We start from the raw sequence: 13,368 nt of genomic DNA, 5'->3' as shown, positions 1-13,368 counted from the left end.
TGGCTCAGACCGCACGGCTGGGCCAGTGCATCTGCAACTGGCATCCCGCATTGAGCTGCGCCTGAATTTCCACATCGCCGCCATGGCGACGACAGACATCGCGCACCAGGGCCAGGCCGATGCCGAGGCCCTCGAACTCGGATTCGCGGTGCATGCGCTGAAACACACCAAACAGCTTGCCTGCCCGCGCCTGCTCGAAGCCGGCGCCGTTGTCCGTCACCGTGATGAAGCAGCCACCTTGTCCGTCGCGCTGCACATCGATCTGAATGCGTGCCTGCGGCACGGCTCGCGTGAACTTGACGGCATTGGACAGTGCTGCGTCCAAGGCCTGCTCCAGCAGATGCGGATCGGCCTGGAGCACGGGAGCCACTGCGGGCAGGCTCCACTCAATGCAACGGCCTTGGACGCCCTCCTGCAGACGCTGGCTCAGACGGCCCAGCAAGGCCGGCAAGTCCACGGGCTGCGGCTGCAACACATGGCGCTGGGCGCGCGCCAGCAGCAGCAAGCCTTCAAACATGGCTGCCATGCGCTGGGCGGACTGGTCCATGGTCTGCAAAAAGCTGCGCGCCTCTTCCAGATCCTCGACGCCAGGGCAGGGGGACTGCAGCAATTCGGCGATCAGCGGGTTGAAAGCCAGCAGATGGCGCAGCGGGGCCCGCAGGTCATGAGAAACCGCATGCACCCATTCCTGCTGGGCTGCACGCAAGGCCGCCAGATCGGCCTCGCGCACCGCCAGCAGCGCCAGCGCCTCCTCCAGCGTCCGAGGTGCCGTGCTGTCAACAACGTGCTGCATGGGCTCCATCAGGCTTTGGGCAGCTTCTCGGGGCGCTTCCAGTTGCTGATGCTGACCTGCTTGCCGCGTCCGACCGTCAAGGCGCCTGCCTCGGTATTCTTGGTCACGGTGGAGCCGCCGCCCACCGTGCCGCCGGCGGCAATGGTCACGGGAGCCACCAGCACGCAATTGCTGCCGATATGCACATCGGCCTCGATCACGGTGCGGTGCTTGTTCACGCCGTCATAGTTGGCCGTGATGCTGCCTGCGCCGTAGTTCACGCGCTCGCCCACCGTGGCGTCGCCCAGATAGGCCAGATGATTGGCCTTGGCACCGTCGGCCAGGGTGGAGTTCTTCACTTCCACGAAGTTGCCGATGTGCACTTCGCGGCCCAGCCTCGCTCCGGGGCGCAGACGAGCAAACGGCCCGATCAGTGCCCCCTGGCCCACCTCCACACCGGCTTTCTCGCCATCGATGTGCGTGAAAGGATGGATCACGGCATCCTCGGCAATGCTGACATTGCTGAGATGGCAGTTGGCACCGATCCTGGCGCCGGCACCGATCGTCACCTTGCCGGCAAAGATGCAGTTCACGTCGATTTCCACATCCTGGCCGCAGCTCAGGCTGGCCTTGGTGCCACGGGCATCGTCGCGCAGGTCGAAGCGCGCCGGGTCGGCCATGCGCACGCCCTGCTCCATCAGCTGACGCGCCTGGCGCAACTGGTGCGCCCTCTCCAGCTCCGCCAGCTGCAGCGGGCTGTTGACACCCGCCACCTGCAGCGCATCGGCGATGCGGTGACCCACCACGGGCACGCCGTCGGCCACGGCCATGGCGACGATATCGGTCAGGTAGTACTCGCCCTGGGCGTTGTTGTTGTCGAGCCTGGCCAGCCATGCCGTCAGATGCCTGGCGGGCACGGCCATGATGCCGCTGTAGATCTCGGTGATGGCACGCTCGGCTTCGCTGGCGTCCTTTTGCTCGACGATGCGCTGCACCGTGCCGGCATCGTTGCGCACGATGCGGCCATAGCCCGCGGGATCGGCCATGCTCACGGTCAGCAGCGCCATCTTGTCGCTGCCGGCTGCATCGAGCAGACCTTGCAGCGTATCGGCCCGGGTCAGCGGCACATCGCCCGACAGCACCACGACCAGACCATCGTCCTTGAGCGCAGGCACAGCCTGCTGCACGGCATGGCCGGTTCCCAGCTGGGGCTCCTGGCGTACGAACTTCAGATCCATGGAGCCATCCGCGCCATTGGCGGTGGTGATGGCAGCTTCCACTTCCGCAGCACCATGGCCCGTCACCACCACGGCCGAGCGCGCATTGAGCTGTGCTGCCGTATCGAGCACATGCTGCAACAGGGCACGACCGGCCAGCCTTTGCAGCACCTTGGGATGGCGGCTTTTCATGCGGGTGCCTTTGCCGGCGGCCATGACGACGATGTCCAGAGGTGCAGTCATATTGATTCGTGGGATGAAAACGGCCTGATTATCAGCCCATCGCCAGCGTCAGCAACTGCAAGCGCAGGCAACAGCCTGCCACAAACACCTTATGCTTGCCCTGTCATGCCTCATGCCACCACAAGCCCCACTCCGCTGCTTCGTACCCGTGCCATCGGCGCCGGCCATCTGCGCGCCTTCGTGGCCGTGGCCAGGCACCTGAACTTTCGCGCTGCGGCGGACGAGCTGTCGCTGACCCAGTCTGCCGTCAGCCGCCAGATCCAGTCTCTGGAAGACGAGGTGGGCATCCCGCTGTTCCTGCGCCATTCGCGTGCCGTGGAGCTCACGGGAGCCGGTGCCCAGTTGCTGCATGCCGTACAGCCCGCACTGGAGTCGGTCGATGCCACCGTGCGACAGATCCGCCAGACCGTGGGCCGCAAGAGCGTCGCCATCACCACATGGGCGAGCTTTGCCGCCATGTGGCTGATTCCGCGCCTGGAGGCGTTCCAGCGCGCCCATCCCGATATCGACATTCGCATCGACACGGGAGACGCCGTGGTGGATCTGGAAACCACCGACGTGGACCTGGCCATACGCTACAGCGCCGGCGTCTCCGATGCCGCGGCAAAGGCCCTGTTTGGCGAAGAACTGGTGCTGGTCGCAAGCCCAGCCCTGCTCAGGAGCGGCCCCGCCGTGCACAGCCCCGCCGATGCGGCCCGCTACACATTGATTGAAACCGGCGACGTGCACCGCATGCCCCAGCTGGAGTGGCTGAGCTGGCAGCGCTGGTTTGCCGCCAACGGCTGCGACCAGCTGCAGCCGCCGCGCTGGCTGTACTTCAACTACGCCCACCAGATCGTGCAGGCCGCGCTGGCGGGCCAGGGTCTGGCCATCGCGCGCCTGCCGCTGGTGGCCGATGCCCTGGCGGCCGGCACCCTGATCGAGGTATTGCCCGCGCATCGCCTGGCCTCGCCTCTGTCGTACTGGCTGCTGCAAGGCCCGCGCAGCAGCGAGCGACCCGAGGTACAGGCTTTCTGTCAGTGGCTGATGGAGCAAGCCCGCCAGACACGCGACGCCATGCGGGGCGCGAGCGAGCCGACCCAATAAAAAAGAGAGCTACTTACGCATGACCTGCATAGATTTCAAATACAAAATGAATTGAAACGTAGATGTATCAAGCGTAAGCAGCTCTCATTTTTACTGTCACCTCTACTGTCACCTCTTGAGGCCGCGCCACCGCGGCAAAGGCCTTGTCCTGTGGCGTCAAGCGCAAAGATGCGAACGGGGCGAAGCGCCCCAGGGCGCTCAGCTCAGCGTGACACGCGCAAACTTGCGCTTGCCCACCTGCAGCACAAAGGTGCCGGCATCCAGCTTCAGTGCGCGGTCGCTGATGACGTTGCCGTCGATGCGCACGCCGCCGCCATCGATCAGGCGGTTGGCTTCGCCGGTCGATGCAGCCAGATTGGCCTGCTTGACCAGCGCACCAATACCCAGCGGAGCACCGGGCAGGTTGATTTCAGGGATGTCATCGGGGATGCCGCCCTTGGAGCGGTTGATGAAATCCTGCTCGGCCGCCTCGGCCGCCGCTGCGCTGTGGAAGCGTGCGGTGATTTCCTTGGCCAGGGCCACCTTGGCATGCTTGGGGTTGCCGCCGGCCTCGATCTCGGCCTTGAGCGCGGCGATATCGGCCAGGCTCTTGAAGGACAGCAGGGTGTACCAGTCCCACATCAGTTCGTCCGAAATCGACAGCACCTTGGCGAACATGGTGTTGGCGTCCTCGGTGATGCCGATGTAGTTGTTCTTGGACTTGGACATCTTGTGCACGCCATCCAGGCCTACCAGAAGCGGCATTGTGAGCACACACTGCTGCTCCTGAGCATACTCGGCCTGCAGATGCCTGCCCATCATCAGATTGAACTTCTGATCGGTTCCGCCCAGCTCCAGGTCGGATCTGAGCGCCACCGAGTCATAGCCCTGCAGCAGCGGATAGAGGAACTCGTGCAGGCTGATGGAGCTGCCGTCGGTGAATCGCGTATGGAAATCGTTGCGCTCCATCATGCGCGCCACCGTGTACTTGGCCGACAGCTGGATCATGCCCCTCGCGCCCAGCTGGTCGCACCACTCGCTGTTGTAGCGCACCTCGGTCCTGGTCGGGTCCAGCACCTTGGCGGCCTGGGTGTAATACGTCTCGGCGTTGGCCTTGATCTGCTCGGCCGTCAACGGCGGACGCGTGGAGTTGCGACCCGAGGGATCGCCGATCAGCGTGGTGAAGTCGCCGATCAGAAAAATCACCTGATGGCCCAGATCCTGCAGCTGGCGCATCTTGTTGAGCACCACGGTATGGCCCAGATGGATGTCGGGAGCTGTCGGGTCCAGACCCAGCTTGATGCGCAAGGGCACACCGGTGGCTTCGGACCTGGCCAGTTTCTGAACCCACTCGTCCTTGGGCAGCAGCTCATCGACTCCACGCAGAGTGACTTCCAGCGCCTGGTTCACTCTGTCGGTCACGGGAAAACTTGTAACAGCAGATTGATTCATAAGGGTTTTTCGGCAGGCGAGGTAGGACGCGGCCGATATACTCGGAGGTTTGGTGTTACGGTCAATTCTAGACTGCTCCCTCATAAAGACCTCTTTGGATGGACTTATGGCACGGTAGAGCTGCTGGAGACGTGTCAGTCGTAACAGATACCAACTCCCCCGACACGCTTTCCCAAGGATTTGATGTTTTGATGACTGGCTTGAAAAATGCCGGCGGTGCGCTGCTCGCACGGCTGACATCGGCTCTGCAAAAACACCCCCGGCGCGCCACGGCCGCGCTGGCGACTGTGTTGCTGACCGGTGGCAGCGGTGCCTTCGCAGTGGCCAGCCTCGGCCCCGACCCCGCCGACCTTCCCGTACGCACGCTGACCGAACCCGTCACCTCCCTGGCCGCCGGCCAGGATCTGGCCGATCTGACGGATCTGCAGTCCTTCTCCCTGTACCGCTCCGAATACACCCGTGCCAACGACACGGCCGAGTCGCTGCTGCAGCGCCTCGGCATTGCAGACCCGCAGGCCGCAGCCTTCCTGCGCAGCAACGATGACGTGCGCCAGAACGTGCTGGGTCGCGCAGGACGCCTGGTGTCCGCCGAAACCACGCCAGACCAGCAGCTGAGCCAGCTGACTGTGCGCTGGGCGCCCGGCGACGACGGCAGCTTCCAGCGCCTGACGGTGGAGCGTGTGGACGGCAAGCTGCAATCCAAGATCGAGACCGGCAAGCTCACGGCCAGCCCGCGTCTGGCCGGTGGCGTCATCCGCTCTTCCTTCTTTGCCGCCACGGATGCCTCCGACATCCCCGACAGCGTCTCCATGCAGATGGCCGACATATTCCAGGGCGAACTGGACTTCCGCCGCGGCCTGCGCAAGGGCGACCGCTTTGCCGTGGTCTATGAGTCGCTGGAAGCCGATGGCGAGCCCCTGCGTGCCGGCCGCGTGCTGAGCACCGAGTTCCACAACAACGGCAAGTCGCACCAGGCCATGTGGTTCCAGGAAGCCGGCAAGAAAGGCGCCTACTACACGCTGGACGGCAAGAGCCTGCGCCAGGCCTATCTGAACTATCCCGTGGAGTTCTCGCGCATCAGCAGCGGCTTCTCCATGCGCGTGCACCCCATCCAGAAAACCTGGCGCGCGCACCTGGGCACCGACTTCGCGGCCCCCACCGGCACCAAGGTGCGCACCGTGGGCGACGGCGTCGTGTCCTTTGCCGGCGTGCAGAACGGCTACGGCAATGTGATCTTTGTCGACCACGCCAACCAGCACACCACCGTCTACGCCCACCTGAGCCGCATCGACGTCAAGCGCGGTCAACGCGTGGACCAGGGCGACATCATCGGCGCCGTGGGATCCACGGGCTGGGCCACCGGCCCTCATCTGCACTTCGAGTTCCGCGAGAAAGGCGAGCAGCGCGACCCGCTGACGATTGCCCAGATCACCGATACGGCCCAGCCCATCTCCAAGGCCGCCCGCCCTGCCTTCGAGCGGCAGGCCGCACAGATGCGCATCGAACTCAACGCCGGCACGCAATCGTATGCCATGGCCAGTGCTCGCTGATCCGGCGTCTCCATGCACACCAGGGGCTGCACATTGCAGCCCTTTTTCATGTCCGCATGCCGATCGTTCACCGCGCGCATCAGGCAGGTGCCGGGCGCTACCGCTAAGATCGCAAGACCCTACATGCCCACCGTCCGATCTGCCATGCCCAATGCCATTGCACAAGCCGCCCAGAGCCCGCTCTACATCGGACTGATGTCCGGCACCTCGCTCGACGGCGTCGATGGCGTTCTCGTGGACTTCAGCCGCCGCGCGCAGGTGCTGCACCACGCCAGCTGCAGCTTCGACGCGGCACTGCGTGCCGAGTTGCTGGACCTCAATACCGCAGGCGGGCGGGATGAATTGCATCGAGCCGCCCTGGCTGCCAATGCCCTGGTGCGCCACTATGCGCAGGTGGTGCAGCAACTGCTGACCGCGGCCGGCGCCCGGGCCGGGCAGATCGCCGCCATAGGCGCTCACGGGCAGACCGTGCGCCACCGCCCACGGATGTTCGATGGCACGGGCTATACGCTGCAGCTCAACAGCCCTTCCCTGCTGGCGGAGTTGACCGGCATCACCGTCGTCGCGGACCTGCGCAGCCGTGATGTGGCGGCGGGTGGCCAGGGTGCACCGCTGGTGCCGGCCTTTCACCAAAGCGTATTCGGCCAGCCCGGAGAAACCGCCCTGGTGCTCAATATCGGCGGCATTGCCAATCTCAGCGTGCTCGGGGAGGACGGCTCGGTACTCGGCTTCGATACCGGCACCGGCAATGCGCTGATGGACGGCTGGTGCCTGAAGCACACGGGCAAGAGTTATGACGAAAGCGGCCAGTGGGCCGCCAGCGGCAGGGTATTGCCCGAGCTGCTGGCCGCCATGCTGGGCGATCCCTATCTGGCCCAGGAGCCGCCCAAGAGCACGGGACGTGATCTGTTTCACCCCGGCTGGCTGGAGCCGCATCTGCAGGACCATGCGGCGCAGGCTGCCGCCGTCGATGTGCAGGCCACCCTGACCGAGTTCACGGCCGCCAGCTGCGCCCATGCCGTGCAGCGCTTTGGCAGGAATGGCCGCGAGCTGCTGGTCTGCGGCGGCGGCGCGCTGAACACCCACCTGATGCAACGCCTTGCGGCCTTGCTGCCGGGCGTGACGGTAGCATCCACCGCAGAGCGCGGACTGCCACCGCTGGAAGTGGAAGCTGCCGCCTTTGCCTGGCTGGCACGCCAATGCCTGCTGGGCCTGCCCGGCAACCGGGCCAGTGTGACGGGGGCCAGCGGCCCGCGCGTTCTGGGTGCGATCTACCCCGCCTGAGCCTGGCTGCGCGAACGCCGCCCGCCCGCAGGCTCAGACCGCTACGGCGGCATCCTCCGGCAGCCTGTGCTGCAAGGCCGGCAGGTCGGGCAGGCCGAAATGACCGCGCAGCGTGCTGCTCTGGTAGTCGCTGCGGAACAGCCCTCGCTTGCGCAAAATGGGCACGACCTCGCTGGCAAACAGCTCCAGCTGCTGGGTGATCACCGGTGGCATCACATTGAAGCCATCGGCAGCGCCGCTGCGGAACCAGTCTTCGATCGTGTCGGCCACCTGCTCGGGCGTGCCGGCCATCGCCAGATGCCCGCGCGCGCCTGCCAGCCGCTTGAGCAGCTGTCGCAGCGTGAGCCCGTCGCGCAGCGCGGTCTCCACATAGCCGATGGCACGGCTCTTCGAAGCCTCCACCAGCGCGGGGTCGGGAAAGTCGTCACGCGTCAGGCGGCGGTCCAGCGGCAGGCTGCTGAAATCATGTCCGCCAAAGCGGGCCGACAGGCGTCCCAGACCCACTTCGATGCTGGTCAGGCCGTCGAGCTCCTCCCACACCTGGCGGGCTTCGTACTCCGTCGATCCGATCGCGGCGCTGATGCCCGGAAGGATCACGATATCCTCGGCCCGGCGCCCCAGCACCTTCGCCTGTCCCTTGATATCGGCATAAAAGCCTTGCGCCGACTCCTTGCTGCCATGCGCCGTGAATATGGCCTCGGCCCATCGCGCGGCAAAGGCCCGGCCGGTGTCGGACTGCCCGGCCTGCACCAGCACCGGACGCCCCTGGGGGCTGCCCGGCACGTTCAAAGGCCCGCGCGTGCGGATATGCGTGCCCGCATAGTTGACGGGACGTACCTGCCCGATGTCCAGGTACTGGCCCGATGCAGCATCGTCCACCACGGCTCCACCCGGAAAGCTGCGCCACAGCGCATCCACGGCGGCCACGAACTCCTCGGCGATGCGGTAGCGCTCGGCATGCTCGACGTTCTGCTGCAGCCCATAGTTTTCGCCGGCCCGGGGCAGCCAGGAAGTCACGATATTCCAGCCCGCCCGACCCTTGGACAGGTGGTCCAACGTGGCGAACTGCCGCGCCAGCGTATAGGGCAGGCTGTAGGTGGTGGAAGCCGTTCCGATCAGCCCGATACGCTCGGTATGCTGCGCCAGCGCCGCCAGCAGCAGCAAGGGCTCCAGCTGGCCCGAGGAGGCCATCTGACCGCTGTCGGGCCCTACCAGCCCGTCGGCGAGAAAGACGGCATCGAATCTGGCGGCCTCGGCAATGCGCGCCGCATCCACATACAGCTGCAGGTCGGTCAGGGCCTTGGGGTGGGCTCCGGGGTGACGCCAGGCACCTTCATGGTGGCCTCGTGTCATCAGAAACAGGTTCAGGTGTAGTTGTGGGGTCATGGCACAGCGTCTCTCAGACAAATTCGGCTTCCACGCCCAGGCTGCGCAGCAGGGTCGCGCGCAGCTGCATGAAAGCGGGGTGATCAGGGCGCCGCGGATGGGCCAGGTCCAGCGCATGGTCTTCGGCGATCTTTCCGTCCCTGAGCACCAGGATGCGGTCTGCCAGCAGCAGGGCCTCATCCACATCGTGGGTGACCAGGATCACCGTCGGGCGTACGCGCTCCACCATGCGCCGCAGCAGGCCCTGCATGCGCAAGCGGGTCAGGGCATCCAGGGCGCCAAAAGGCTCGTCGGCCAGCAGCACATTGGGCTCTCGCAGCAAGGAGCGGGCCAGTGCCGCACGTTGCTTCTGCCCGCCCGACAAGGTGGCAGGCCAGGCAGCGGCCTTGTCTGCCAGCCCCACCTCGCGCAGCAACTGCCCTGCGGCAGGACGGGCAGCCTGTGCATCCAGACCCAGCGTCAGGTTGTCCAGCACCGTCAGCCAGGGCAGCAGGCGCGAGTCCTGGAACAGGACGGACACATTGCCATGTGCAACGGCCGCCCCTGAACTCCGGGCGTCCACATCCAGACCGGCCAGGGCCCGCAACAGCGTGGTCTTGCCCGAGCCCGACTCCCCCAGCAGTGCCACGAACTGCCCTGGTGCAATATCGAGATGGAGATCGTCGAGCACCTGCCTGCCTTGAAAGCTGCGGCTGAAGCCATGCAGCTGCACGGCACCTGTCAATAATGGACGGCTCATGACCCCAGCGACCTCCGGTAGGACAGCACGCGCGCCTCCAGACGGCGCACTGCGGCATCGGACAGCAGGCCCAGCAGCGCATAGATCAGGATGCCCACCACGATCACATCGGTCTGCCCCCAGTCCCGTGCGCGGTTCATCAGATAGCCGATGCCGGTCTGCGTGTTGATCAGCTCCAGCACCACCAGCGCCGTCCAGCACAGCGAGACCGCCATGCGCAGGCCCACGAAAAAGCCAGGCAATGCCCCCGGCAGGGCCACCTTGCGGATGAACTCGGCACGGGACAGTCCCAGCGTCTGCGCCAGCTCCACGTGGCCGATGTCGATGCTGCGCAGCGCCGCATGCGTGTTGATGTAGATGGGAATCAGCACGGCGGTAAAGATCAGGAAAACCTTCATCGCCTCGCCGATGCCCAGCCAGATGATGGCCAGCGGAATCAGCGCCAGCGTGGGAACGGCCCGCTTGACCTGCACCAGGCCGTCGATCAGGGCCTCGCCGGTGCGGCTCAGTCCGGCGGCCAGCGCCAGCAGCACGCCGACCACGATACCCAGAAACAGTCCCGTGTAGGCACGCCCGGCCGAAGCCAGCAGGTGCGGCAGGAGGCTGCCGTCGAGCACCATCTCGTAGCCTGTGCGCAGGGCCTGCGACGGTGCGGTCAGTGTCTCGGGCGAGAGATAGCCCAGACGCGACGCGGCCTCCCATGACAGCAGCAGCAGGACAGGGCCGGCCAGCAGCATGCCCGGCGGCAGGCGGGCCGGCACCAGTGCCGCCGCATTTCCGCCGCGCGCGAGCGGCGATGATCGGTCTCCGGGTTGCCACTCTGCCGCCCGGACCTCCAGAGGAATCGGTGTCATCACGGCGGCTCCTCAGCGATTGGCGACGATCACGCCGTCATAGCTCGCCAGGAAGGAATCCCTGGCATCCAGGCGCCGGGGCAGACTGCCTGCGCTGTGCAGGATGTCGATGAGCTTCTGGTGGTGAGGCTGTGCCTGCGCCGCCGTCTGGAACTCCAGCGGAGCCTGGGCCGCCTGGATGGCTGCCGCGCTCTCGGCATCGAGACGCTGGAAATTGCGCAGGTAATGCTGCTCCCATTCCTTGCGATGGGTATTGCTCCAGCGCCCCGCGCGCACGAAAGCAGCCAGGAACTCCCGGATGGCCTCGGCCTTCTGCGGATCGGCCAGCACCTCCGGACGGGCATAGATATAAGAGGTGGAAGGCAGCAGCTGACGCTCCAGGGGATCGGGCACTACACGCGCACCGATCTGCCTGGACAGCCGCGTGACATGCGGTTCGGCAATGGTGGCGACATCGACCGCGCGGGCGCGCAGGGCATCGTTGAGTTCAGCCACGCGCAGATGCACCAGCGTGACATCCTTGAGTGTCAGGCCCGCCCGGTTCAGGGCCTCGATCAGGAAAACCTGGCGACCCGAGCCTTCGACATAGCTCACACGCTTGCCACGCAGATCGCTCAGGCGCTCCACACCGGCGCCGGCATGTTGCAGCAAACGATATTCCGCTCTGGCTCGGGTGAAGGTTGCGATGATGGGCAGGTTCACGCCTGCTGCACGCGCCTGGATGGGAGGTGTGTCGCCCACATAGGCCATGTCCAGCGCTCCGGCGCGGATGGCCTCGAAGATGGCCGGACCGCCTGCGAAATTGGGCAGTTCCAGCTGAAAGCCGATCTTCTTGCGCTCGCCGCTGGCATCCAGCAGATGGCGGATCAGCTCGCTCTGGTCAGCGACGACCAGCCGGGTCTTGGCGTCCGACGCTGCATGCGCAGCACCGCTGACGCCTGCGGCCGCCATTGCCAGCCATGAAGGCCCAGCCAGCAGAAATCGACGCTTGTCCACTTTCTTCTCCCATGTATGCAACCGGGCAGATGCTAGGGAGCCGTTGGTCGATTCAAAAATATTGATTTCAAATTTGGAAACAACCAACTCATCCGAGCATCGGTGCCGGTTCGGCGGCCGTGCCTGGATTTCTCAGTGCTGTCAGGCACTTAGGACGGCAGGCAGCGATCGAGGCCATGCGCACCCATGCACCGCAGGCTGTGATTCGGCAATATGCTCATGAAATCAAAGTTGTTGAGGCCGGGCTGCGCGGCGGCCCGGGGACAGGCCGGAGTCCGCCGAGCCGATGGCCAGCTGCTCGCAATGCAAAAAGCAGCCCGCCCCTCCAGTGGCCGGACTGCTTTTCGCATCTTGGGTGTCATGTCCGGCCGGCTCCATCGAGCCATGCCGGGTTTGATCAGCGCCTGAGGACTCAGTGACCGCCGACGTAGATGAACTTGAACAGGAACAGGGCGGCAATCACCCACATGATCCAGTGCACTTCCTTGACCTTGCCTGTGAACAGCTTGAGCACGGCATAGGTGATGAAGCCGAAGGCCAGGCCGTTGGCGATGGAGTAGGTGAAAGGCATCATCAGCGCGGTGACGACTGCCGGTATGGCTTCGGTGGTCTCATCCCACTGCACTTCCGTCAGGTCACGCAGCATCAGACAGGCCACGAACAGCAGCGCGGGTGCGGTGGCATAGCCGGGCACCACACCGGCCAGCGGCGCGATGAACAAACAGGCCAGGAAAAGCATGGCAACCGTGAGGGCTGTCAGGCCGGTACGGCCGCCGGCCTGCACGCCGGCAGCGCTCTCCACATAGGCGGTGGTGCTGGAGGTTCCCAGCATGGAGCCCACGAAGATCGCGCCCGAATCGGCCAGCAGCGAGCGGTTGAAACGCCCCATGCGCTCAGGCACCAGCAGGCCGGCGCGGCGCGCCACGCCCATCAGCGTGCCGGTGGCGTCAAACAGCTCGACCAGGAAGAACACCAGCACCACATTGAGGAAGCCCGTGGTCAGCGCCGTCTTGATGTCGAGCTTCATGAAGGTGGGCTCGATCGAGGGAGGTGCCGAGAAGATGCCGTGGAAGGTGTTGCCGCCGAAGAAGAACGAGGCCACGGTCACCGCCAGAATGCCGATCAGCAGGGCCCCCGGCACCTTGAGGCGATCCAGCACCACGATCAGCAAAAATCCCAGCAACGCCATGATGACCTCGGGCTTGTGCAGATCGCCCAGCGTCACGTAGGTATTCTGGTCGGCGGCCACCACACCGGCGGTCTTGAGCGCAATCAGCGCCAGGAAAAGACCCAGACCCACGGTGATGGAGACGCGTATGGACTGCGGTATGCCCTTGATGATGAGCTCGCGCAGGCCCAGCATCGTACAGATCAGGAACAGACATCCCGAGACGAACACCGCCCCCAGGGCTGCCTCCCAGGTATAGCCCATCTTGAGCACCACCACGTAGGCGAAATAGGCGTTCAGCCCCATGCCCGGCGCCAGCGCAATCGGGTAGTTGGCATACAGCGCCATGATGGTCGAGCCCAGCGCTGCGATCAGGCAGGTGGCGACAAAGACCGATCCCTTGGGCATGCCCGCATCACCCAGAATGGAGGGGTTGACGAACATGATGTAGGCCATGGAAAGAAAGGTCGTCAGCCCTGCGACCAGTTCCGTGCGCACATTGGTGTTGTGCTCCCTGAGTTTGAATATCCGCTCTGTCCAGTTCATTGCATAGTCTCCGTGTTGTTTTGCATGCGAGGCGCAACGCGAGGAACGCGCCCGGTCCTGCGCCGCCGGATGGACGGCGCAGCATATGGCCTTGCC

At 65.1% G+C, this 13,368-nt stretch carries 11 protein-coding genes; 3 read left to right on the top strand and 8 right to left on the bottom strand.

The window, feature by feature from the left end; all coding sequences use genetic code 11:
- Positions 1 to 4 precede the first annotated feature (4 nt).
- Positions 5 to 802: a HAMP domain-containing sensor histidine kinase gene (locus E2583_RS05045; protein WP_325801182.1), complete on the bottom strand. Its 798-nt coding sequence runs from the start codon at positions 800 to 802 to the stop codon at positions 5 to 7.
- Positions 802 to 2,232 carry a bifunctional UDP-N-acetylglucosamine diphosphorylase/glucosamine-1-phosphate N-acetyltransferase GlmU gene (gene glmU / locus E2583_RS05040; RefSeq protein ID WP_291593688.1) on the bottom strand — a complete coding sequence of 477 codons (1,431 nt, stop codon included), beginning with the start codon at positions 2,230 to 2,232 and terminating at the stop codon, positions 802 to 804. Before glmU ends, E2583_RS05045 begins: the two co-directional genes overlap by 1 nt.
- 105 nt (positions 2,233 to 2,337) lie before the next feature.
- Between glmU and E2583_RS05035 the strand changes: the two genes are divergently transcribed.
- The gene (locus E2583_RS05035) at positions 2,338 to 3,318 is read left to right on the top strand and encodes a LysR substrate-binding domain-containing protein (RefSeq protein WP_291593686.1); all 981 of its coding nucleotides are present in this window, start codon (positions 2,338 to 2,340) and stop codon (positions 3,316 to 3,318) included.
- A gap of 198 nt (positions 3,319 to 3,516) precedes the next feature.
- Here E2583_RS05035 and tyrS read toward each other — a convergent pair whose 3' ends face one another.
- The gene (gene tyrS / locus E2583_RS05030; RefSeq protein ID WP_291593684.1) at positions 3,517 to 4,749 is read right to left on the bottom strand and encodes a tyrosine--tRNA ligase; all 1,233 of its coding nucleotides are present in this window, start codon (positions 4,747 to 4,749) and stop codon (positions 3,517 to 3,519) included.
- A gap of 191 nt (positions 4,750 to 4,940) precedes the next feature.
- On the opposite strand from tyrS, the gene E2583_RS05025 reads away from it, so the two are divergent.
- The gene (locus tag E2583_RS05025; RefSeq protein ID WP_291593682.1) at positions 4,941 to 6,299 is read left to right on the top strand and encodes a M23 family metallopeptidase; all 1,359 of its coding nucleotides are present in this window, start codon (positions 4,941 to 4,943) and stop codon (positions 6,297 to 6,299) included.
- A 144-nt stretch (positions 6,300 to 6,443) separates the two neighbouring features.
- On the top strand, positions 6,444 to 7,583 hold the full coding sequence (locus E2583_RS05020) for an anhydro-N-acetylmuramic acid kinase (protein WP_291593769.1): 1,140 nt from the start codon (positions 6,444 to 6,446) through the stop codon (positions 7,581 to 7,583).
- Between the two features lie 33 nt (positions 7,584 to 7,616).
- On the opposite strand, the gene E2583_RS05015 is transcribed toward E2583_RS05020, so the two are convergent.
- From E2583_RS05015 to E2583_RS04995, 5 genes are all read right to left on the bottom strand, one after another.
- On the bottom strand, positions 7,617 to 8,969 hold the full coding sequence (locus E2583_RS05015; RefSeq protein ID WP_291593680.1) for an LLM class flavin-dependent oxidoreductase: 1,353 nt from the start codon (positions 8,967 to 8,969) through the stop codon (positions 7,617 to 7,619).
- Between the two features lie 13 nt (positions 8,970 to 8,982).
- Positions 8,983 to 9,708, bottom strand: a complete 726-nt coding sequence (locus tag E2583_RS05010) for an ABC transporter ATP-binding protein (protein ID WP_291593678.1) — start codon at positions 9,706 to 9,708, stop codon at positions 8,983 to 8,985.
- Complete coding sequence (locus E2583_RS05005; protein ID WP_291593676.1) at positions 9,705 to 10,562, bottom strand: ABC transporter permease; 858 nt, start codon at positions 10,560 to 10,562, stop codon at positions 9,705 to 9,707. The genes E2583_RS05010 and E2583_RS05005 overlap by 4 nt, the downstream gene beginning before the upstream one ends.
- 12 nt (positions 10,563 to 10,574) lie before the next feature.
- Positions 10,575 to 11,558, bottom strand: a complete 984-nt coding sequence (locus E2583_RS05000) for an ABC transporter substrate-binding protein (RefSeq protein WP_291593674.1) — start codon at positions 11,556 to 11,558, stop codon at positions 10,575 to 10,577.
- A 412-nt stretch (positions 11,559 to 11,970) separates the two neighbouring features.
- Entirely contained in the window at positions 11,971 to 13,272 is a 1,302-nt protein-coding gene (locus E2583_RS04995; protein WP_291593672.1) for an NCS2 family permease, read from the bottom strand.
- Positions 13,273 to 13,368 lie beyond the last annotated feature (96 nt).

This window comes from Comamonas sp. (genome assembly GCF_009360615.1).
Classification (GTDB): Bacteria; Pseudomonadota; Gammaproteobacteria; order Burkholderiales; family Burkholderiaceae_C; genus Comamonas.
The sequence above is the reverse complement of the archived record's forward strand: the minus strand, read 5'-3'. Positions and strand labels throughout refer to the sequence as shown.